This is a genomic window from Kitasatospora cathayae (assembly GCF_027627435.1).
Taxonomy (GTDB): Bacteria; Actinomycetota; Actinomycetes; order Streptomycetales; family Streptomycetaceae; genus Kitasatospora; species Kitasatospora cathayae.
This window is the reverse complement of sequence record NZ_CP115450.1, coordinates 6,730,027-6,751,052: the sequence shown is the minus strand read 5'-3', so window position 1 is coordinate 6,751,052 and position 21,026 is coordinate 6,730,027. Positions and strand designations below refer to the sequence as shown.

The 21,026-nt window shown below is 73.9% G+C and carries 23 protein-coding genes; 4 read left to right on the top strand and 19 right to left on the bottom strand.

Translation table 11 applies throughout. The annotated features are described in order from the left end of the window. Positions 1-110: 110 nt before the first annotated feature. The gene (locus O1G21_RS30685) at positions 111-1,562 is read left to right on the top strand and encodes an aminopeptidase P family protein (protein WP_270148234.1); all 1,452 of its coding nucleotides are present in this window, start codon (positions 111-113) and stop codon (positions 1,560-1,562) included. 247 nt (positions 1,563-1,809) lie between these two features. Here O1G21_RS30685 and O1G21_RS30680 read toward each other — a convergent pair whose 3' ends face one another. From O1G21_RS30680 to O1G21_RS30670, 3 genes are read right to left on the bottom strand one after another with little or no spacing between them, the layout of a single operon-like run. After that, positions 1,810-2,832: a nitronate monooxygenase gene (locus tag O1G21_RS30680; protein WP_270148232.1), complete on the bottom strand. Its 1,023-nt coding sequence runs from the start codon at positions 2,830-2,832 to the stop codon at positions 1,810-1,812. Between the two features lie 45 nt (positions 2,833-2,877). Then, positions 2,878-3,504: a response regulator transcription factor gene (locus O1G21_RS30675; RefSeq protein ID WP_270148231.1), complete on the bottom strand. Its 627-nt coding sequence runs from the start codon at positions 3,502-3,504 to the stop codon at positions 2,878-2,880. Then, positions 3,501-4,706: a sensor histidine kinase gene (locus O1G21_RS30670; RefSeq protein ID WP_270148229.1), complete on the bottom strand. Its 1,206-nt coding sequence runs from the start codon at positions 4,704-4,706 to the stop codon at positions 3,501-3,503. Before O1G21_RS30670 ends, O1G21_RS30675 begins: the two co-directional genes overlap by 4 nt. A gap of 163 nt (positions 4,707-4,869) precedes the next feature. Here O1G21_RS30670 and O1G21_RS30665 point away from each other — a divergent pair, with 163 nt between their 5' ends. Then, a complete protein-coding gene (locus tag O1G21_RS30665) occupies positions 4,870-5,946 on the top strand; it encodes an ABC transporter permease (protein WP_270148228.1) in 1,077 nt (358 codons plus the stop codon). Beyond that, complete coding sequence (locus tag O1G21_RS30660; protein WP_270148226.1) at positions 5,943-6,626, top strand: ABC transporter ATP-binding protein; 684 nt, start codon at positions 5,943-5,945, stop codon at positions 6,624-6,626. Before O1G21_RS30665 ends, O1G21_RS30660 begins: the two co-directional genes overlap by 4 nt. Here O1G21_RS30660 and O1G21_RS30655 read toward each other — a convergent pair. The 4 genes from O1G21_RS30655 to O1G21_RS30640 all read right to left on the bottom strand — a co-directional run bounded on the left by O1G21_RS30655 (position 6,623) and on the right by O1G21_RS30640 (position 9,399). Continuing rightward, positions 6,623-6,745 (bottom strand): hypothetical protein, encoded by a 123-nt coding sequence (locus O1G21_RS30655; protein WP_270148225.1) that lies wholly within the window; start codon positions 6,743-6,745, stop codon positions 6,623-6,625. The two genes, O1G21_RS30660 and O1G21_RS30655, sit on opposite strands and share 4 nt — an antisense overlap. A 205-nt stretch (positions 6,746-6,950) precedes the next feature. Then, positions 6,951-7,547: a Uma2 family endonuclease gene (locus tag O1G21_RS30650; RefSeq protein ID WP_270148224.1), complete on the bottom strand. Its 597-nt coding sequence runs from the start codon at positions 7,545-7,547 to the stop codon at positions 6,951-6,953. 100 nt (positions 7,548-7,647) lie between these two features. Then, positions 7,648-8,358, bottom strand: a complete 711-nt coding sequence (locus tag O1G21_RS30645; RefSeq protein ID WP_270148222.1) for a GntR family transcriptional regulator — start codon at positions 8,356-8,358, stop codon at positions 7,648-7,650. A gap of 159 nt (positions 8,359-8,517) precedes the next feature. Beyond that, on the bottom strand, positions 8,518-9,399 hold the full coding sequence (locus tag O1G21_RS30640; RefSeq protein ID WP_270148221.1) for an NAD(P)-dependent oxidoreductase: 882 nt from the start codon (positions 9,397-9,399) through the stop codon (positions 8,518-8,520). Between the two features lie 105 nt (positions 9,400-9,504). Here O1G21_RS30640 and O1G21_RS30635 point away from each other — a divergent pair, with 105 nt between their 5' ends. After that, positions 9,505-10,125 (top strand): TetR/AcrR family transcriptional regulator, encoded by a 621-nt coding sequence (locus tag O1G21_RS30635; protein ID WP_270148220.1) that lies wholly within the window; start codon positions 9,505-9,507, stop codon positions 10,123-10,125. Between the two features lie 100 nt (positions 10,126-10,225). On the opposite strand, the gene O1G21_RS30630 is transcribed toward O1G21_RS30635, so the two are convergent. From O1G21_RS30630 to O1G21_RS30575, 12 genes are all read right to left on the bottom strand, one after another. Next, positions 10,226-11,125: an ornithine cyclodeaminase family protein gene (locus tag O1G21_RS30630; protein WP_405000839.1), complete on the bottom strand. Its 900-nt coding sequence runs from the start codon at positions 11,123-11,125 to the stop codon at positions 10,226-10,228. A gap of 122 nt (positions 11,126-11,247) precedes the next feature. Then, entirely contained in the window at positions 11,248-12,276 is a 1,029-nt protein-coding gene (locus O1G21_RS30625; RefSeq protein WP_270148219.1) for a proline racemase family protein, read from the bottom strand. Further along, the gene (locus tag O1G21_RS30620; protein WP_270148217.1) at positions 12,276-13,640 is read right to left on the bottom strand and encodes an aldehyde dehydrogenase family protein; all 1,365 of its coding nucleotides are present in this window, start codon (positions 13,638-13,640) and stop codon (positions 12,276-12,278) included. Before O1G21_RS30620 ends, O1G21_RS30625 begins: the two co-directional genes overlap by 1 nt. 39 nt (positions 13,641-13,679) lie before the next feature. After that, positions 13,680-14,684, bottom strand: coding sequence for a proline racemase family protein (locus tag O1G21_RS30615; protein WP_270148216.1), 1,005 nt, complete (start codon positions 14,682-14,684; stop codon positions 13,680-13,682). A gap of 134 nt (positions 14,685-14,818) precedes the next feature. Continuing rightward, on the bottom strand, positions 14,819-15,682 hold the full coding sequence (locus tag O1G21_RS30610; RefSeq protein ID WP_405000838.1) for a dihydrodipicolinate synthase family protein: 864 nt from the start codon (positions 15,680-15,682) through the stop codon (positions 14,819-14,821). Positions 15,683-15,883: 201 nt separating this feature from the next. After that, positions 15,884-17,275, bottom strand: a complete 1,392-nt coding sequence (locus tag O1G21_RS30605; protein WP_270148214.1) for an FAD/NAD(P)-dependent oxidoreductase — start codon at positions 17,273-17,275, stop codon at positions 15,884-15,886. Beyond that, positions 17,256-17,576: a (2Fe-2S)-binding protein gene (locus O1G21_RS30600; RefSeq protein WP_270148213.1), complete on the bottom strand. Its 321-nt coding sequence runs from the start codon at positions 17,574-17,576 to the stop codon at positions 17,256-17,258. Before O1G21_RS30600 ends, O1G21_RS30605 begins: the two co-directional genes overlap by 20 nt. A gap of 76 nt (positions 17,577-17,652) precedes the next feature. Next, positions 17,653-18,813, bottom strand: coding sequence for an NAD(P)/FAD-dependent oxidoreductase (locus tag O1G21_RS30595; RefSeq protein ID WP_270148212.1), 1,161 nt, complete (start codon positions 18,811-18,813; stop codon positions 17,653-17,655). A 152-nt stretch (positions 18,814-18,965) separates the two neighbouring features. Further along, positions 18,966-19,856, bottom strand: a complete 891-nt coding sequence (gene tatC, locus O1G21_RS30590; RefSeq protein WP_270151340.1) for a twin-arginine translocase subunit TatC — start codon at positions 19,854-19,856, stop codon at positions 18,966-18,968. 166 nt (positions 19,857-20,022) lie between these two features. Then, entirely contained in the window at positions 20,023-20,325 is a 303-nt protein-coding gene (gene tatA, locus O1G21_RS30585; RefSeq protein ID WP_270148211.1) for a Sec-independent protein translocase subunit TatA, read from the bottom strand. Positions 20,326-20,588: 263 nt separating this feature from the next. Further along, positions 20,589-20,765 (bottom strand): hypothetical protein, encoded by a 177-nt coding sequence (locus tag O1G21_RS30580; RefSeq protein ID WP_270148210.1) that lies wholly within the window; start codon positions 20,763-20,765, stop codon positions 20,589-20,591. Positions 20,766-20,794: 29 nt separating this feature from the next. Continuing rightward, on the bottom strand, positions 20,795-21,001 hold the full coding sequence (locus tag O1G21_RS30575) for a hypothetical protein (protein ID WP_333493513.1): 207 nt from the start codon (positions 20,999-21,001) through the stop codon (positions 20,795-20,797). Positions 21,002-21,026: the final 25 nt, after the last annotated feature.

The following is a 21,026-nucleotide window of genomic DNA, read 5'->3' as shown; positions in this document are numbered from 1 at the left end:
TGACCCGTAACATAGTAATGTGAAATTGCACTACACAAGGGGTGGCGCCGGTCGTTACCCAGCCGTGTCCGTGCGCCCTCACCTCCCCACCCCCGCCTAGGAGTTCACCGGTGACCCTCCCCCAGCCCGGCCTCGCCACCGGAAGCCACGACCTCCCGGTCTCCCCCGCCCTGGACGCCTTCATGGGCACCCACTGGGCCGCCACCCCGCTCCCCGCCGACCAGCGCGTCCCCGGCTACTCGGGCTTCCCCGGCCGCCGCGCCCGGCTCTCCGCCGCCTTCCCCGGCGAACGCCTCGTCGTCCCGGCCGGCCGCCTCAAGGTCCGCTGCAACGACCTGGACCACCGCTTCCGCCCGCACAGCGCGTACGTCTGGCTCACCGGGCTCACCGGCGAGGACCAGGCCGACCACGTCCTCGTCCTCGAACCGGCCGGCGCCGCGGGCCACGAACCGGTGCTCTACGTCCGCCCCCGATCCCCGCGCGACGGCGGCGAGTTCTACCGCGACCGCCGCTACGGCGAGTTCTGGGTCGGCCGCCGCCCCGACCTCGCCGAAACCACCCAGCTCACCGGGCTGCGCACCGAACACCTCGACGACCTGGGCAAGTTGCTCACCGGACCGCAGCCGCCCACCCGGGTACTGGCGGGCACCGACGCCCTCGTCGACCTCGCCACCGGACGCCCCGTCGCGGACCAGCGCGACGGCGAACTCGCCGCCGTGCTCTCCGAGTTGCGGCTGGTCAAGGACACCTGGGAGGTCCAGCAGCTGCAACTCGCCGTCGACCACACCGTCACCGGCTTCGAGGACGTCGTCCGAGCCCTGCCCACCGCCCTGCGCCACCACCGCGGCGAACGCTGGATCGAGGGCGTCTTCGACCTGCGCGCCCGCGCCGAGGGCAACGGCCCCAGCTACACCAGCATCGTCGCCTCCGGCGCCCACGCCTGCGTCCTGCACTGGATCCGCAACGACGGCGCCCTCGACCCCGACTCCCTGCTCCTGCTCGACGCCGGCGTGGAGACCGACACCCTCTACGCCGCCGACATCACCCGCACCCTCCCCCTCGGCGGCACCTTCACCCCGGTCCAGCGCCAGGCCTACGAACTCGTCCTCGCCGCCCAGAGCGCCGGCATCGCCGCCCTGCGCCCCGGCGCCCGCTTCCGCGACTTCCACCACGCCGCCATGCGCGTCATCGCCGAAGGCCTCGCCGACTGGGGCGTCCTGCGCGTCCCCGCCGACCAGGCCCTCGCCGAGGACAACGGCCTCCACCGCCGCTACACCCTCTGCGGCAGCGGCCACATGCTCGGCCTCGACTACCACGACTGCTCCCAGGCCCGCGCCGACCGCTACGTCGACGGCACCCTGGAAGCCGGCATGGTCCTCACCGTCGAACCCGGCCTCTACCTCCAGCCCGACGACGAAACCCTCCCCCTGGAGCTCCGCGGCATGGGCATCCGCATCGAGGACGACCTCGTCATCACCGAGGACGGCGCCCACCTGATGTCCAGCGCCCTGCCACGGACCGTCCCCGACATCGAGTCCTGGATGGCCGGCCTGCTGAGCTGAGTCCGGTCGAGCGGACGGTCAAGCCACCTTGATCGTCCGCTCCCCCTGCCGAACGGCCACCTCGACCTCGCCACCGATCGCTGCGGCGTAGGCGCGTGTCGGGCCCTCTCCAACGCATGCTGCTCGCCGTCTCGGGATCATCCACATGGGGTGCAGTCGAGTCGTCTCTTATGAGCTACCGTGCGCATTCCCGCTCAATCCACCCCTGCGAGCGACAACACGCCCCGCCCAGCGCGCGCCAGGCACACTACCCCCGCGCACTCCGCCACAGCTCCGCCACGATCTCCTCCGCCGGGCCGGTGCGCGCCAACCGGTGGGCCGTGCCCGCCCAGAGGTGCATGGCGGTGGTGTCCGCGCGACGGGTGGCGGCGGCCCGCAAAGGCGCCGTGAGGTGGTGGACCTCCGGGTAGGCGGGCGGGGCGTACCGGCCGTGGCGATCGATGAAGGCGTTGCGCAGGCCGCGGGCCGGGCGGCCGGTGAAGGCACGGGTGACGACGGTCTCCGGCAGTTCGGTGAGCGCGGCCCGGTGGGTGGCCGAGGCGCCGGACTCGTCGGAGCGCAGCAACGCCGTCCCCAGCTGCACCGCGACCGCCCCGGCCCGCAGCGCCGCCGCGACCGCCGCACCGTCGCCCAGCCCGCCCGCGGCGATCAGCGGCAGCGGCGTCACCGCCCGTACGGCGGACAGCAGTTCCAGCAGCGGCAGCTCCCCCGGCGCGTCCGTCACCCGGTGGGTGCCGCGGTGCCCGCCGGCCTCCGGGCCCTGCACGCACAGGGCGTCCATCCCGACCGCCTGCGCCGCCCGCGCCTCCTCCGGCGTGGTGACGGTACCGACCTGCAGCGTCCCGACCGCCCGCAGCGCCGCCGCCTCCTCCGCCGTCGGCAGTCCGAAGGTGTACGAGACCACCGGCACCGGGTCCGCGAGCAGCGCGGCGCGCTTGGCCTCCCAGTCGTCCCGGTCCGGCCCGATCTCCTCCGGCAGCGCCACCCCCCACCGCTCGGCCTCCGGCCGCAGCCGCTCCCGGTAGGCTGCGACGGCCGCAGGGTCCGCGGGCGGGGCCGGCACGAAGAGGTTCACCCCGTACGGCCGGTCGGTCGACTTCCGTACCGCGGCGATCTGTTCGGCCATCCCCGCGGCGCTCTTGTAGCCCGCGGCCAGGAACCCCAGCCCGCCGGCCCGGTTCACCGCGGCCACCAGCTCGGGCGTCGAGGGCCCGCCCGCCATCGGGGCGCCGATCACCGGCACGGCGAGTTCGGCGAGACGCACGGCCATCGGGGGGCTCCTCCCACTCCTACGGGTACCTCCCTCACCCTACGCTCAACGGATCAGCCCGCGCCCGCGCGCCGCCCGGACCGCCGCCGTGCGCGAGTCCACCCCCAACTTGGTGTAGATGTGCACCAGATGGGACTTCACCGTGGCCTGGCTCAGGTGCAGCCGCTGGCTGACCTGCTGGTTGGTCAGCCCGTCCGCGACCAGCCCCAGCACCTCGGTCTCCCGCGCGCTGAGCGCCGCCGCGGGCGTCCGCATCCGCTCCAGCAGCCGGTCCGCCACGCTCGGCGCCAGGGCGCTGCGCCCCGCCGCGGCGGCCCGTACCGCCTGGGCCAGCTGCTCCGGCGGGGCGTCCTTCAGCAGGTACCCGGTCGCACCGGCCTCCAGCGCCGGCAGGGTGTCGGCGTCGCTGTCGTACGTGGTGACCACCAGCACCCGCGGCGCGCCCGCCCGGGCGGTGATCGCGGCGGTGGCCTGGGCGCCGTTCAACGCCGAGCCGGGCCCGAACTGCAGGTCCATCAGCACCACGTCCACCCCCGGCTCCGCGGCCAGCTCCACGGCCCGCTCGGCGGTCGCCGCCTCCGCCACGATGGCGAAGTCCGGCTCGCCCTCCAGCACCGCCCGCAGCCCGGCCCGCACCACCGGGTGGTCGTCGGCGATCAGCAGCCGGATCACGCGCCGACCTCCGGGGTGACCGGCAGCTGCACCGCCAGGGCCGTGCCCTCCCCGGGCGCCGACTCCACCGTGAAGCTGCCGCCGAGCGCCCGCGCCCGGGCCCGCATCGAGGGCAGCCCGAAGCCGCCGTCCCCGCCGGTGCGGCCGGCCACCGCCGCCGGATCGAACCCGGTCCCGTCGTCGAACACGTCCAACGCCACCTCGCCCTCCATGTAGCTGAGTGTCACCTCGGCCCGCGAGGCCTTCGCGTGCCGCACGGTGTTGCCGAGCGCCGACTGCGCGATCCGCAGCAGCGCCACCTCCTGCGCGGCCGGCAGCCGGACCGGGTCCCCGGAGACGTGCAGGTGGACGGGCAGCGCGCTGTGCGCCGTGGTGGTCGCGCACAGCCGCTCCAGCGCGACCGGCAGCGGATCGCCGTCCAGTGCCGGCGGGGTGAGCGCGCGGACGAACCGCCGGGCCTCGTCCAGGTTGTCCTGGGCGGCCTGCCGCGCCTGCTCGACGTACCCGGCGGCGGCCTCGGTACGCTCGGGCAGCGCCCGCTGGGCCGCCCGGAGCAGCAACTGGATGGAGCTGAGGCTCTGCGCGAGGGTGTCGTGGATCTCCCTGGCCAGGCGCTCGCGCTCGGCGAGCACCCCCGCCGCGTGGTGGGCGGCGGCGGCGTCGGCGCGGGCCGCGGTCAGCTCGTCGATCAGCCGGCGCCGCTCCTCGCTCTCCCGGTACAGCGCCTGGTAGCCGAGCACGGTCGCGGTGGCGACGGCCGCGCCGAGCGCGGGCCCGATCGAGGCGGCGAGGCTGAAGCTGTGCTGGTGCCAGGACCAGGCGGTGATCGCCGCCGCGGCCGTCAGCCCCACGGCGGTCAGGCCGCTGCGCCTGCCGAGCAGGTGCAGCTCCAGGAAGTACAGCGGGAACGCCAGCCACACCCCGTCCTGGGTGGCGACCAGCAGGCCCGCCCAGGTGACGCCGAGCAGCGCCAGCCAGAGCGCCGCGCCCCGGCGCGAGGCGCGGACGGCGGCCAGCCGCGGCCCCACGGCGTACACCGCGGCCATCGCGGAGGCCGCGGCGGCGACGGCCGCCGGATCGCCGCCCCGGTCGACGACGGCGGCCCGGGCGACGGCGAGCGCCAGCAGGCCCGCAACGAGCAGGTGCAGGCAGACCTGGAGGACGCGGGCGACGGGAGTGGTTCTGGGTCGTTCGGTCGCCATCCCTCCAGCCTAAGTTCCGCGCCCGAGGCTCGGCATCAATCAAAAGGTTGAACTCCGCTTCGGCCCTTCGATGCCCAGGATGCAATCCCCCGCGCGATGCCCGGGCGGCCCCGTTTCGCGGACCGTATGAGCATCACCCGTTTCATCCGTAGGAAGGCCCACCGTGTTCGTCGCCTGGAGGGACCTGAGGTTCGCCAAGGGGCGGTTCGCCCTGATGGGAACCGTCATCGTGCTGATCACCGTGCTGGTCGGCCTGCTGTCCGGGCTCACCGCCGGACTCGGCCGGCAGAACATCTCCGCGATCACCGGCCTGCCCGCCGACCACCTGGTGTTCTCCAAGCCCGCCGACGGTCAGCCGCTCAGCTTCACCGACTCCCAGCTCACCCCCGACCAGTGGCAGGCCTGGTCCCGCGAGCCGGGCGTCACCTCCGCCCGGCCGCTCGGCATCACCACCACCAAGGCCGCCGCGGGCACCCGCACCGCCGCCCTCTCCGCCTTCGGCGTCCCGGACGGCTCCGACCTCGCGCCGCAGGGCGGCCTGATCGGCCCGGGCCAGGCGGTACTGTCCACGACCGCCGCCGAGAAGCTCGGCAACCTCACGGCCGGCGCCGACTTCACCATGGCCGGCCACCGGCTCACCGTCGCCGCCGTCGAGGGCGACGCCGCGTACAGCCACACCCCGGTGATCTGGACCAGCCTCGCCGACTGGCAGCAGTTCGCCCCCGGCGGCACCGGCCACGCCACCGTCATCGCCCTCCACACCGCCAAGGGCGCCGACCTCGCCGGCGCCGACGCCCGCCACGGCACCGTGACCCGCACCCGGGAAGACGCCCTCGCCGCGATCGGCTCCTACACCTCCGAGAACGGCTCCCTCCAGCTGATGCGCGGCTTCCTGTTCGCCATCTCGGCCCTGGTGATCGGCGCCTTCTTCACCGTCTGGACCATCCAACGCAGCGGCGACATCGCGGTGTTGAAGGCCCTCGGTGCCTCCACCCGCTACCTGCTGCGCGACGCCCTCGGCCAGGCCGTCCTCCTGCTGCTGCTCGGTACGGCCGTCGGCACCGCGATCGCCCTCGGCGCCGGCTCGCTGATCGGCTCCGCCGTCCCCTTCGTCCTGGACGCCCCGACCCTGCTGCTGCCCGCCGCCGTCATGATCGCCCTCGGCGCGATCGGCGCGGCCCTGTCCATCCGCCGGATCACCTCCGTCGACCCGCTGACCGCCCTGGGGAGCGCCCGATGAGCCTGACCCTCGACCGCATCACCCTCACCTACCCGGACGGCGACGGCCGGCTCACCGCACTGGATCAGGTCTCCCTGACCGTCCCCAAGGGCTCGCTCACGGCCGTCGTCGGCCCCTCCGGCTCCGGCAAGTCCAGCCTGCTGGCGGTCGCCGCGACCCTGATCAGCCCCGACTCCGGACGGGTCGTCGTGGACGGCACCGACACGGCGGGCCTCGACCGCGCCGAGCTGACTTCGTTGCGCCGCACCAAGATCGGCATCGTCTTCCAGCAGGCCAACCTGCTGCCCTCGCTCACCGCCGTCGAGCAGCTGCAGGTGATGGCCCACCTCGACGGCCGCTCCCCCCGCAGCGCCCTCCCCCGCGCCCTGGAACTCCTGGACGCCGTCGGCCTCCGCGACCAGGCCCATCGCCGACCGCACCAGCTCTCCGGCGGCCAGCGCCAGCGGGTCAACATCGCCCGGGCCCTGATGAACGACCCCACGGTGCTGTTGGTGGACGAGCCCACCAGCGCCCTCGACCACGAACGGGGCGCGGCGGTCCTGGACTTGATCACCGAACTCACCCACCGTCGGGCCACCGCGACCGTCCTGGTCACCCACGACCGCACCCACCTGACGGCCGTCGACCAGATCGCCGAGGTCCACGACGGCCGACTGGAAGTGCCGGCGACAGCGGCCTAGGAGAACAGGTCGTCCACGTTCATGGTCACCACCGCGCCGATCGACTCCGGCAAGGTGAACCACTCCCCCGGGCGGTGGACGACCTGCTCCCGGTACTCACCGTCCTGCGGATCGGTCATCACCAGAACCCGCCGATCGACCCGGTCCTTCGGCGCCCCCTTCGCCCAGCCCTGCCTGGTAGCAAGCCCTTCTCATCCGCTTCAGGACTCTGGCATGCCGCATGTCCGGCACGGGCTCGACGGACACCTCGCCGCCCAGCACCTCCACCCGATGCCCGGGAAACCGCTCGAAGAGGGCCTCCGCCATGTGACGCACGGGACGACGCTACTTCAACGGCCCGAGCACGTCGTCCACCTTCAGCATCACCGACGCACCGACCGCCCCAGGCAGTTCGAAGGACTGCCCCGGGTGGTGGACAGCATGCAGCCGGTACTCGCCTTCGTGCGGGTCGGTAAGCATCATGACCCGTTGGTTCGTCCGATCCGCAATGACATAGACGGGCACGCCTGCCGACGCATAAGCCGTCGGCTTCCGCTTGAGGTCATCGCTGAGATTCGATGAGGTGACCTCAAGTACAAGGCGGAATACCGACGGGTCGTAGCAGTTGTGCTCGATCTTGTGGTCCGCGTAGTCGGCATCAACCACCGACAGGTCCGGAACGGCGAAGTCAAACGGCCCGTCCGGCAACCAAACACCCATCCCCTGGATCACGCGGGTTGTCTCGCCATGGAGACCAGCGAGCAGGAGCGGAAAGCTGATGGTGGTGAGTGCATCACCGTGCTGACCGTCAGGTGGCGGCGTCACTGCGATCTGACCCCCGATGATCTCGACCCGGTAGCCGACCAGCTTGTTGGAGATCAGGTCTGCGGCTTCGAGCAGCGTCAACTGCTCCATGGGTTCTTCCACTGCGGCGGCGGACATGGATTTCCTCCTGGCTGCCGATGTCGAGAACATCATCGTAGGACGCGGGCGCCTCCCGACGCCCGCCGTTCCACCTTCACCCGAACGAGCGGTTTAGCCCCTAGCGAGCCCGCAGCCGCAGCGCCGGGCGCTCCGTCTCCGCCGTCTCGTCCTGGCCCGCCCACAGCGAGCGCACGTGGCTGAGGTGGCGGGTCATGCACGCCTCCGCCGCCTCCGCGTCGCCGCTGAGCATCAGGTCCAGCAGTTCCACGTGCTCCTCCGCCGAGGAGACCAGCTGCCCCTGCTCGTCCAGCCTCGTCAGCCCGTACAGCCGGGAGCGCTTGCGCAGGTCCCCGACCACCTCGACCAGCCGCGCGTTGCCCGCCAGCCCGAGCAGGTCGAGGTGGAACTGCCGGTCCGCCTCCAGGTAGCCGATCAGGTCGTGCTTGCGCGCGGCCGCGACGATCGCCTCGGCCTGGGGCCGCAGCCGCTCCAACTGCTCCTTGCTCGCCGTGCGGGTGACCCGGCCGACGGTCGGGACCTCGATCAGGGCGCGGATCTCGGTGTAGTCGTCCAGGTCGCGCTCGGTGAGCTCGGTGACCCGGAAGCCCTTGTTGCGGACGGCCTCGACCAGGCCCTCGCGGGCGAGGTCGAGCATGGCCTCGCGCACCGGGGTGGCGGAGACGCCGAAGTCGGCGGCGAGCGCGGGCGCGGAGTAGACGACGCCGGGGCGCAGTTCGCCGGAGATGAGGGCGGCCCGGAGGGCGTGGGCGACCTGGTCGCGGAGCCGCTCCTGCACGGAGATCAGGGTGCGGGATTTGAGCTCGGCCATGGTGTTCCTCCGGGTGGGTGCAGAACACCAGCGTACAATGTCACGTTACGTTGAGCGTGCAACAGTCCAGGAATCGACCATTCCCTTGAGGGTCATGGTGACAGCGGCCGCCGACCGTGACAACGGCCGACGGCACACGATCTGCCACCGCACACAGGGCTACGCCCGCCGGAACTGCCCCACCAACGAAGTCAGGCTCGCCGCACCGTTCCCGGCCTCGACGCCGCGCCGGAACGCCTCGGCCAGGACGGCCGGCAGCGCACCGTCCACCCCGGAGGCCTCGGCGGTGTGCCGGACGTGCTCGATGCCGGCCAGCGCCATCGTCAGCCGGTCGACGTCCCCGGCGTGGTTCCCGGCCGCGATCCGGGGTGCGTAGAACGCCTGGAAGCCCGGCAGCGAGGCGGCCGTCGAGCTCAGGTACGGCAGGAACTCCTCGGCCGAGATGCCGTTGGCCTCGGCGATCGCGGTGGCGTGCAGGTAGCCGACCATGGAGGTCCAGAACAGGTCCATCTGGATCTGGTAGTAGAGCTGCGCCAGCCCGGGGTCGTCGCCCCGGTAGTCGGCGCCGGTCAGCACCTCCAGTGCGGCCCGGTGCCGCTGGAACAGCTCGACCGGCCCGCTGTAGAAGGTGGACGACTCCGGGCTGCCGATGCCCGAGGGCGGCACCTGCACCCCGCCCGTGAGGTGCCCCGCGCCGCGCTCGGCGAGCCAGCGCGCCGCCTCCCGGGCCCGCTCGGGGGTGTCCGAGCTGAGGTTGGCGATCACCTTACCGGCCACCACCCGCTCCACCGACTCCAGCACCGCGAACACCGCGTCGTAGTCGGTGAGGCTGAGCACCACCAGTTCGTTGGCCGCCACCGCCGCCTCCGCGCTGGGTGCCAACTGCGCGCCACGGGCGACCAGTTCATCGGCCCGAGCGGCCGTACGGTTCCACACCGTGACGGCGTGACCGGCGTCCAGGAACGCCCGGGCCATGGCCTGCCCCATCGGGCCGAGCCCGATCACCGTCACGGACGCCTTCGAATTCCGCTCAACGGACATGCGACTGCCCCTCCTCTAGAACGAACGCTCTATCCAGTGCCGTCGACGACGCTAGCACAGCACTGGAACGAACGCTCTATTCAGAAGATCGGCTAGGATCGGCCCGTGAAGACCCCCGTGAAGACCGCCGAGAAGACCAGCAGCGTCGGCACCCGCGAGCGGATCGTCCGGGCCACCTCCCGGCTGCTGCAGCGCCAGGGCTACGAGGGCACCGGGATCAAGCAGATCTCCCGCGAGGCCGAGGCCACCCTCGGCTCCGTCTACCACTTCTTCCCGGGCGGGAAGCAGGAGTTGGCGGCCGAGGCGATCCGGCACGGCGAGCAGGAGTTCGCCGTCATCCTGCGCGCCGGCCTCGGCTCCTCCACGGACCTCACCGAGGCGGTCACCACCTGCACCACCCTGCTCGCGCGCGAACTGCGCAGCTCCGACTGGCAGGACGGCTGCCCGATCACCACCACCGCCCTGGAGACCGTCGGCCGCGCCCCGGTGATCGAGCAGGCCGTGGCCGAGGCCTTCGCCAACTGGCAGGCCATCGTGGAAGAACGCCTGCGCGCCGCCGGCATCGGCGCCGAAGACGCCCGCGAACTGGCCGGCACCGTCATCAACACCCTGGAGGGCGCCGAGCTCTCCGCCCAGGTCGCCCGCAGCGAGGAACCGCTGCACATCGCCGGCCGCCACCTCGCCCGGCTGCTCGCCACCTACCGCCGGAACGGCTGGAAGCCGTAGCAACGGCCAGAACGCGAAAGGAGCCGGCGCGGCCGAGGGTTCCCACCTCACCGCGCCGACTCCACAACTGCACCGCCACCCCGGGCAGTCGGCTCGTGTTCTACGGCGACCGACGCCGCCCGGCCCGGTACACCTCCGCCGCCACCGCCAGGTCCTCCCAGGCCATCCCGACGCTCTTGAAGAACCGCGGCCGCCCGCCCGGCACCAGCGCATCGCCGCGCACCAGCTCGGCCAGGTTCCACACCTGCCGCCGCCCGAGCGCGCCCGCCAGCAGCAGGTCCCCCGCCTCGCGCGCCGCGGCGGTCCGCGCCTCGACGTACAGCTCGGCCCGGCCGACCAGCACCTCGTCCACCTCCCGCGCGTCCGGCTCGTGCGAGCCGACCGCCGCGACGGCCGCGTGCGCGGGCACCAGCGCGCCGTCGAACAGCGGGGTGCGCGCGGTCGTGCAGCAGACCACCACGTCCGCCCGACCGACCTCCTCCGGCCCGCCGGCCGTGGCCGCCAGCCCGAGCCTCCGCCCGTACGCCACCAGCGCGGCAGCCCGTCCGGCGTCGCGAGCCACGACGGTCAGCCGGGTCAGCGGCAGAACGGCGAGCAGCGCGTCGAGGTGCCCGTACGCCTGCGGGCCGGAGCCGAACACCACCAGGTGCTCGGCCTCCGGCACCGCCAGCCGCGCCAGCGCCGCCGCCGTCACGGCGGGCGTGCGCAGGGCCGTGAGGGCCGCGCCGTCCAGCACGGCCAGCGGCCGCAGCGTCGGCCCGTCCAGCAGCAGGTAGCTGCCGGTGATCCGGGGCAGCCCGCGCGCCGGGTTGTCCGGCGCGACCCCGGCGATCTTGACGCCCGCGTACGGCCCGGCGGCGGCCGGCATCAGCAGCAGCTCCCCGGCCGGCACCGGTACGGTCGACCGGGCGGGCGCCGCCTCCGGGTCCAGCCCGTCCAGCAGCACCCGCTCGATCGCCCCCACCGCCCCGGCGGGCCCCAGCCCGCCGGTGCCCGGCACGGTGTACTGGAGCGGCTCAGCCCCCGCACCGGGCAGACCAGCGTCGGACGGCCCAGCACCGGACGGCCCACCGTCGGACGGCCCAGCACCGAACAGCCCAGCACCGGGCAGCACAGCGCCACTCACAGCAGGAACCCCGTCCCGAGCGAGTCCCCCGCCTCCAGCACGAACGCGTGCTCCCCGGTGCGGAACGCCACCCCGCCGACCTCGGTGACGATGCCCTCGACCAGCGGGTCGCCCCCGGCGACCGCCCGCCCGCTGAACACCGTGCCGGTGATCGACTCGTGCAGCAGTTCCTCCCCCGGCGCGAGCCTTCCCTCGGCGACCAGCACCGCGAGGCGGGCGGAGGTTCCGGAGCCGCAGGGCGAGCGGTCGATCTGCCCGTCCGCGAAGACGGTGACGTTCCGCTGGATCAACGCGCTGCCCTCCGAAGGCAGTTCGTCGTACAGCACGACACCGTACACGCCCGACAGCCGCGGATCCGTCGGGTGCGAGACCGCCTCGGAGTCGGCCAGCAGTTCCCTGATCTCCCGCCCCACAGCGGTGAGTTCGGGCAGGAACCGCTGCGAGACCTCGAGGCCCAGTGCGGCCGCCGGCACCGAGACGTAGCACGCCCCGGCGTGCGCCACGGCGACCTCCACCGCCCCGCGCGAGGTGGCCAGCGGCAGCTTCAGCGCACCGACCCGGCTCGGCACGTTGCGGAAGGTGACCCCGGTGGTGCGCCCGCCCGCCCGGTGCACCAGGGCGGTGACCCGCCCGGAGGGCACGTCGATCCGCACCCGGGCCACGCCGTCCTCGGGGGCCGGGACCAGGCCGGAGTCGACCGCCCAGGCGCCGAGCGCGATGGTGCCGTGCCCGCAGGCGGTCGAGTAACCGTCCTTGTGCCAGAACAGCACGCCCAGGTGCGCCTCCTCGTCGTCCGGCGGCACCAGGAAGCCGCCGTACATCCCGGCGTGCCCGCGCGGCTCCCGGACGAGCAGCTGCCGGACCTCGTCCAGCGCGCTCGGCCGGGGCGCGGTCGCGCTGCCGCCCGCGCCGAGCGCGATGGCCCGCCGCTCGGCGACGCTGTCACCCGGGATCGGGGGCACCCCGTCCAGCACGATCCGGAACGGCTCTCCGGCCGTGTGGTAGTCGACCGTACGGACCCACATCACAGGCCCCCAGCCGGCAGCACGCTGACCGTCCGGCTCACGGTGTAGAACTCCAGTGCCGCCCGGCCCTGTTCGCGCTCGCCGTGGCTCGCGCCCTTGGTCCCGCCGAAGGGCAGGTGGAAGTCGACGCCGCTGGACGGGGCGTTGACCCGGATCATGCCCGCGTCCAGCCGGTCGGCGGCGGCCAGCGCCGCGTCCAGGCTGCGGGTGTGCACCGAGGTGGCGAGGCTGTGCGGGGTGTCGTTGGCGAGCGCGATGGCCTCGTCCAGGTCGGCGGCCGCGTGCAGCACCGCCACCGGCCCGAAGAACTCCTCGCGGGCCAGCGGGTGTTGGGCCGGCACCTCGGCGAGCAGGGTCGGCTCGACGTACCAACCGGCCCGCTCGGGCACCCGCCCGCCGACCAGTACGCTCGCCCCGGCCTCGACGGCCGAGGAGACCGCCCCGACCATCCGCTCCCGCGCGGCGGCGTTGACCACCGGCCCGCACACCGAATCGTCAACCGCGGCAAGGGCCTTGATCAGCGCCTCCCGCAGCGGCTGATGGGCCGCGCCCACCGCGATCACCCGGCTGGTGGCGGTGCACTTCTGCCCGGCGTACCCGGCGATCGCGGCCGCGATGTGCCCTGCGGCCAGCTCCACGTCCGCGTCCGGCAGCACCAACGCGGCGTTCAGTCCGCCGAGTTCGGCCTGCACCGGCACCCCGCGCCCGGTGGCGGCCCGTACCACGGCGCGGCCGACCCCGGTCGAGCCGGTGAAGGAGACCACGTCCGCCGCGTCGACCAGCGCCGCCCCCTCCTCGGCCCCGCCGGGCACCACCGTGAACACGTCCGCCGGCAATGCGGCCAGCGCGGCCAGCTCGGCCAGCCGCAGCGCACAGGCCGTCGCCTCCGGCGCGGGCTTGAGCACCGCCGTGTTCCCGACCGCCAGCGCCGGCGCGGCCTTCCAACTCGGGATCGCCAGCGGGAAGTTCCACGGCGCGATCAGGCCGGCCACCCCGTACGGGCGGCGCCGGGTGAGCAGCAGCCCCGGACCGGCGGCGGTCTCGTGCACCGCCCCGGACGGCTCGTACGGCGCCTGCGCGTAGTAGCGCCAGATCGCCGCCGTCCGGGCGACCTCCCCCCGCGCCTCGGCCAGCGGCTTGCCGACCTCGCGCACGATCAGCGCGGCCAGTTCCTCCGCGTGCGCCTCGACCGCCTCGGCGATCCGACCGAGCGCCGCCGAGCGGGCGCCCGCCCCGGCCGCGAGCCAGCCACCCTGCGCGGCCCGGGCCCGTCCGACGGCGGCCCGCACGGCCTCGGCGCCGGGCGCCTCGACGGCGACCACGAGATCGGCCGGGTCGGCGGGGTTGTACGAGGTGATGGTCACAACTACCAGCCCTTCAGAGCGAGTTCACAAGCACAGCAGTCAGAGCAGGAAACCCGCCGGGAACGGGTCGTCCGGGTCGAGGAAGTACTGGGCGGTGCCGGTGACCCAGGCCCGCCCGGTGACGGTGGGCACCACGGCGGGGTGTCCGGCGACATCGGTCTCCGCCACCAGCCGCCCGGTGAAGGTCGTCCCGATGAAGGAGTCGTTGCGGAAGTCCCGCCCGAGCGGCAGTTCGCCGCGCGCGTGCAGCTGGGCCATCCGGGCCGAGGTGCCGGTGCCGCAGGGCGAGCGGTCGAACCAGCCGGGGTGGATGGCCATCGCGTGCCGGGAGTGTTCGGCGGTGGAGCCGGGGGCGAGCAGCTGGACGTGGTGGCAGCCGTGGATGGACGGGTCCTCCGGGTGCACCGGCCGGTCGGGGCTCGCGTTGACGGCGGCCATCAGGGCGAGGCCGGCGTCCAGGATGTCCTGCTTGCGCTCGCGTTCGAACGGCAGCCCGAGCTCGGCGAGCGGCAGGATGGCGTAGAAGTTGCCGCCGTACGCGAGGTCGTAGCCGACCGTGCCGTAACCGGGCACCTCGATCTTGCGGTCCAGCGCGACGGCGTAGGAGGCCACGTTGCGGATGGTCACCGCCTTGGCGGCGCCGCCCTCGACCCGCACCTCGGCGACGACCAGTCCGGCGGGGGTGTCCAGCCGTACCGTCGTCACCGGTTCGACCACCGGCACCATCCCGGTCTCGACCAGCACGGTGGCGACGCCGATGGTGCCGTGCCCGCACATCGGCAGCAGCCCGGACACCTCGATGTAGAGCACGCCGAAGTCGGCGTCCGGCCGGGTGGGCGGCTGCAGGATGGCGCCGCTCATCGCGGCGTGCCCGCGCGGCTCGTACATCAGCAGGGTGCGGAAGTGGTCCAGGTGCTGCTGGAAGTGCACCCGGCGTTCGGCCATGGTGGCGCCGGGGATGACGCCGAAGCCTCCGGTGATCACCCGGGTCGGCATGCCCTCGGTGTGCGAGTCCACGGCGTGGAACACGTGACGGCTGCGCATTCCTCACAACTCCTCTGTCGAAGTCGAAGTCGAAGCGGTCGGTTGGGGCCGGCTGCCCGCACAGCCGGCCGGACGTCAGGCCCTTGAAGACAGGCCCTGCGGACAGGCCCTACGCGAGCCCCCAAAGGCAGGCTCTACGCGAGGCCCTCGGCCAGCGCCTTCTCGGTGGCCGCGCGCACCGCCGCCTCGATCTCCGGCTCCAGCGGCCGCCGGGGCGCCCGGACCGGCCCGCCGGGGCGCCCGACGATGTCCATGGAGAGCTTGATGGCCTGGACGAACTCGGTCTTGGAGTCCCAACGCAGCAGCGAGTGCAGCGACTTGTACAGCGGCAGCGCGGTGTCCAGGTCCCGCCGGACGGCCGCGTGGTAGAGCGCCGCCGAGGCCTCCGGCAGCGCGTTCGGGTATCCGGCGATCCAGCCCACCGCACCGGCCAGCGCCAGCTCCAGCAGCACGTCGTCGGCACCGATCAGCAGGTCCAGCCCGGGCGCCAGCTCGGCGATCTCGTACGCCCTGCGGACGTCCCCGCTGAACTCCTTGACGGCCACGATCGAGCCCTCGCCGTGCAGTTGGGCGAGCAGCGCGGGCACCAGGTCGACCTTGGTGTCGATCGGGTTGTTGTACGCGACGACCGGCAGGCCCGCCCGGGCGACCTCCGCGTAGTGCGCCCGCACGGAGGCGTGGTCGGCCCGGTAGGCGTTGGGCGGCAGCAGCAGGACGGAGCCCGCTCCGGCCTCGGCGGCCTGCTCGGCCCAGCGGCGGGATTCGGCGCTGCCGTACGCGGCGACGCCGGGCATGACCCGGGAGCCGTCGCCGGCCGCCTCGATCGCCACTTCGACGACCCGGGCGCGCTCCTCGGCGGTGAGCGTCTGGTACTCGCCCAGCGAGCCGTTGGGGACGACGCCGTCGCAGCCGGAGTCGATCAGCCAGCGGACGTGCTCGGCGTAGGCGTCGTAGTCGACGGAGAGGTCCGGGCGCAGCGGGATCGTGGTGGCGACCATGATGCCGCGCCAGGGTCGGGTGGTGTCGTGCGGGGTGATGGACACGTTGAGCTCCTTGGTGAGGTGTGACATTTTATAAACGGGAACAGGCCGGAGACAAGAGTCCCCGCCCCGCGCGTTCCCACGGATCGGAACCGAACCGAACCGAGCTGAACCGAGCTGAACCGAGTCGAACCGGACCGGCTCCGGTCCGGACCGGCCCTACTCCGGCGAAGACGCCTCCGCCGCCAGCTGCGAGAGCGGCACCGGGCAGGCCAGCGGCCGCCGGTCCGGCCCCGCCCCCGTGGCACCGGCCAGACAGGCCACGGCCGGACCGCACATCCGCCCCTGGCACCAGCCCATCCCCGCCCGGGTGAGCAGCTTGACGGTCCGCGGGTCGCCCGCGCCCAGTTCCTCCACCGCCTCGCGGATCCGCGCGACCGGCACCTCCTCGCACCGGCACACGTCGGTGTCCGGCCGCAGCCACCCGGTCCAGCCGGCCCCCGGCCGGTGGGCCGCCGCCATCAGTTCGGCGAAGGCCCGCAACCGCGCCCGGCGGCGCAGCAGCGCGCGCCCCGGCAGCGCCCCGGCGATCGCGTGCGCGGCCAGCTCCCCCTCGGCCAGCGCGAGGTCCGCGCCGCCCACGCCGTTGGTCTCCCCCGCGGACCACAGGCCCGGGACGCTGGTGCGCAGCTGGGCGTCGACCCGCAGCGCGACCGCGCCGTCCGGCCCGGTCCGGGTGTCCGCGCCGAGTTCGGTGGCCAGGTCGATCTGCGGCAGCAGCCCGTGGCCGACGGCGAGCGCGTCGCAGTCGATCCGCCGCTCGGTGCCGGGCAGCGGCCGCCAGTCGGCGTCCAGCCGGGCCACGGTGACCCCGGTGACCCGCTCGTCCCCGTGCGCCTCGATGACCGCGCTGCGCGGCCGCAGCCGTACGCCGTGCCTCAGCAGCGCGCCCCCGTGCCCGGCGCCCTCGACCAACTTGGCGGGGACGGCCGCCAGTACGTCGGGTCGCCGGGCGTACCCGAGGTAGCCGCTCGCCTCGACCACGGCCGGGACGTCGGCCCCGGCGCTCACCAGCGAGGAGGCGGCGGCGAGCAGCAGCGGCCCGCTGCCGGCCACCACGATCCGCCGCCCGGGCAGCACCAGCCCGGCCTTGAGCATCGCCTGGGCGCCGCCCGCGGTGACCACCCCGGGCAGGGTCCAGCCGGGGAAGGGCAGCTGCCGCTCGTACGCGCCGGTGGCGAGCAGCACCGTCCGGGCCCGGACGGTGGCCCGGTCGGCGGCCTCCGGCCCCAGCGTGACGTGCACCGCGAAGCCGTCCTCGGTCCGTTCCAGCGCCCACACCTGGTGGCCGCCGCGGAACTCGGCTCGTCCGGAAACGCCCAGCCGATCGGCGAGCGCCGTGTACGCCGACCAGCCGTGGTGCAGCCGGTCCGGACGGGCCGCGCCGAGCCCGGGCGCGGGGTGCCGGTAGTACTGCCCGCCGGTCCGGTCCGCGCCGTCCAGCAGCACGCAGCGCAGCCCGAGGTCGGCGGCGGTGACGGCGGCGGCCAGCCCGGCCGGCCCGGCGCCCACCACCGCGAGGTCGAAGTGCTCAGACGGCGAGGTCGGCACGGCCGTGTCCCTCCTGGGTGGTGACGACGGTGTCCGGCTCGGCGGGCAGCAGGCACAGGCGCTGGTTGGCCCGGCCGTTCACGGTGGCGAGGCAGTCGAAGCAGGCACCGATCCCGCAGAACGCCCCGCGCGGCCGCCCGCCGATTCGGGTGGTGCGCCAGGCGAGCACGCCGTCGGCCCAGAGCGCGGCGGCGATCGACTGCCCGGGCAGGGCGCGGACGGGCCGCCCGTCGAACTCGATGTGGTGGCCGGGCCCGGGTTCGGCCTCGACCAGGGCGGCAGGGGTGCGGCGACGCGTCACCGGCTTCTCCAATCCATCACCGGCTTCTCCAATCCGGAAGCGAATCCCAGGAACGAAGCGAATCCCAGGAACACGGTCAGCCGTCCGGGAACCGGTCGGCCCGGAACGGCGCGAGGTCCAGCTCCGGCCGCTTTCCGGTCAGCTGCTCGCTGATCAGCAGCCCGGTGGCGGGCGCCAGCCCGATTCCGGCGCCCTCGTGTCCGCAGGCGTGGTACAGCCCCGGCACCCGGGGGTCCTCCCCGATGGCGGGCAGGTGGTCCGGCAGGTACGGGCGGAAGCCCCGGTAGGTGCGCATCACGGCTACCTCGGCGAGCACCGGGAACAGCGCCGCCGCTTCGGCGGCCAGCCGACCGATCGCCTCGTGGGACATGGTCCGGTCGAAGCCGACCCGCTCCCGGCTGGCGCCGATCAGCACCGGCCCGCCCGGGGTGCCCTCGATCACGGAGGAGGTCTGCAGCCCGGCCGAGCCGCTGGCCACGTCGGCCACGTAGTCGGCGGAGTACACCTTGTGCCGGACGACCCTGGGCAGCGGCTCGGTGACCAGCACGAAGCCGCGCCGGGGCAGCACCGGCAGGTGCACCCCGGCCAGCGCGGCCAGTTCGGCCCCCCAGGCACCGGTGGCGTTCACCACGGCGGGCGCGGCCAGGCGGCGCCGGTCGGTGCGGACGCCGCGCACCGCGCCGTCCGGCCCCCGCTCGACGGCCGTCACGCTCTCCCCGGTGCTCAGCTCGGCGCCCATCCGGCGGGCCTCGCGCAGCAGGTGGGCGGCGGCGAGCGCGGGCTGCACCTGGGCGTCCTGCGGGTAGTGGTAGCCGCCCGCCAGTCCGGGGGCGAGGTGGGGTTCCAGCTCGTACAGCCGCTCGGCCGGGACCTCTTCGGCGGTCACCCCGGCCGCGGTCTGCCCGGCGGCGAAGGCCCGCAGCGCCTGCTGCCCGGCGGCCGTCGAGGCGACCACCACGCCGCCCTTGGGCTCGTACTCCACGGCCGGGCCGAGCTGTTCGGCGAGTTCGCGCCAGAGCCGGATGCTGAGCAGGGCGAGGTCGAGCTCGGGTCCGGGCTCCTTGTCGGAGACCAGCAGGTTGCCCTCACCCGCCCCGGTGGTGCCCCCGGCGACCGGCCCGCGGTCGACGACGGCGACGGCGAGCCCGGCGCGGGCGGCGTAGTAGGCACAGGCGGCGCCGACGACTCCGGCGCCGACCACGACGACGTCCAGGGGAGGTGTCCAGGTCTTCAGCACGCGCAGTAATATGTCACATGCCATCGAGCCTGCCAAGGGCGCACCGGGAGCAACCGCAGAAAGGCCACCGAACCGGCACCGGACAGCCGAAGGCCCCGGCCCGCCGCCCGAGGCGAGGACCGGGGCCAACCGGCTCGAGAACCGCTACCGGCTCAGGTGATGTCGTCCATCTGCTCCTGGCGCGCGGTCGGCACCGGCGCGCTCGCCGCCGGAGCCGACGAGGCCTGGACCGTCTCCGCACCCTCGACCGGCTGCACCGAGAGGTCCAGGTGCGAGGCCTCCTCGTCGTCCAGGTCGGCGTCCGGGTTGTTCCGGCGCTTGCGCCGGTCGTTCAGCAGCGCGATGGACACCGCGAGGAAGTACAGCGCCCAGATCGGCGCGGCCAGCGCCAGCATGGTCAGCGGGTCGGCACTCGGCGTGGCGAAGGCCGCGAACACCGTGATGCCCATGACCATGCCGCGCCACCAGCCGAGCAGCCGCTTGCCGGTGATGATCCCGACCTGGTTCAGCATCACCAGCAGCAGCGGGAACTCGAAGGCCAGGCCGAAGACCAACACCATCCGGGTCGCGATGTCGAAGTAGTCCTCGGGCGGCAGGATCGGCGTGGTCGTATCCGGCGTGAACGAGATCAGCACCTGGACCGTGGTCGGCAGCGTCAGGATCGCCACGGCCACACCGGCCAGGAACAGCGGCGCCCCGCACAGCATGAAGACGACCGCGTACTTCTTCTCGTGCCTGTGCAGACCGGGCGCCACGAAGGCCCACACCTGGTAGAGCCAGATCGGCACGGTGCCGACCACGCCGGCCGTCAGCGAGACTTTGAGCATCCAGGTGAAACCGGCGGTCAGGCCGATGTTGGAGACCTGGGCGCACCTGCCGTGGAACTGCCCAGAGGTCTCCTTGGTGCACTGCGGCAGCGGCTGCAGCAGGAAGTTCTCGATCTGCTTGTGGTAGATCGCCGCGATGACGGTGATCACCACGATCGCCAGGACCGACTTGACCACGCGGTTGCGCAGTTCCCGCAGGTGATCGGCGAGGGCCATCCGCCCCTCAGGATCCTTGGGCGCCTTCGGCGACGCCTTGGAGAGCTTGCTCAACCCCGGTCCTCAACTCGTGCGTCGAGGCCCGCCGGTCGACGGGCCTCCGTGGTCGCGTACGTCGCGTACGTCGCGCGCGCCGCGTACGTCGGGTACGTCACGTGCGCCGCGCTCAGTGCGGTCGGTCGCCGTCGGGCTCCCCCTGCCCGGCGCCGGGCTCGGCGACCGGACGGGCGGTGGCCGAGGCCCCCGGAGCGGTCTGGATGGTCCTGGCCGCCGACTGCGGCGCGACCTGCGGCCGGGCGGACGGCGCGCCGGCGTCCGGCTCGTCCTCCGAGCGCATCGCCTTGGCCTCGCTCTTCAGGATCCGCATCGACTGCCCCAGCGAGCGCGCCAGTTCGGGCAACCGCTTGGCCCCGAACAGCACGATGGCAACCACCACGACCACCACGATCGCGGTCATCGAGAAGCGCATGCGTCGACCACCTTCAGCATCCACGACCCGCCAGGCCGCCCGCCCGCCGCGGATGGTAACCGCTGCGGATGACGCCCCGACGTCGGCCGCCCGAACAGGACAGCGGCCCCGGTTCGCAGTTCAGGAGCCACCTGAGAGCGTAACCCGCCCCTGCCTCCCGCACAGCAGCCCCCGTACCGCCGGCGCCCCGGGTGGGCCAGCCGAATTCCACCCAGGGCGGGGCGAAGGCCGTCGCAGGGCCCGGCGAAATCCGCCGGACGGCCCTAACGGTTCGGGACCGCCGCGGCCAGCTCCCCCGCCGCCTCGGTCAGCGCCCGCGAGGCCGCGTCCACGCCCTTGGCGAGCGCCCGCACGTCCAGCCAGAGCCGGATCGCGAGGACCCCGAGGACCAGCAGGCCCGCGGTGGCGAGCAGGACGACGGCGACGAGCATCCAGGACATGCGCCCACCCTATACGGGCCGCAACGGCGCTATCCCTCCGCCGGGACGAGCCGCATGGTGCGCACCCCCGCCGCGGTGAGCGCCTCGACGATCTTCTCCCCGGCCGGCTTGCGCACCGCCGCCCCGCAGAGCGGACAGCCGAAGCTGTAGTGCGCCTGCGCCGGAGTCCGGCCGAGGGTCAGCCGGAACTCCTCGGCCGGGAGCTCGACCTTCTCCCGGCACTGCGAGCAGTACACCTTGAATCTCGTCCCGGGCTCCACC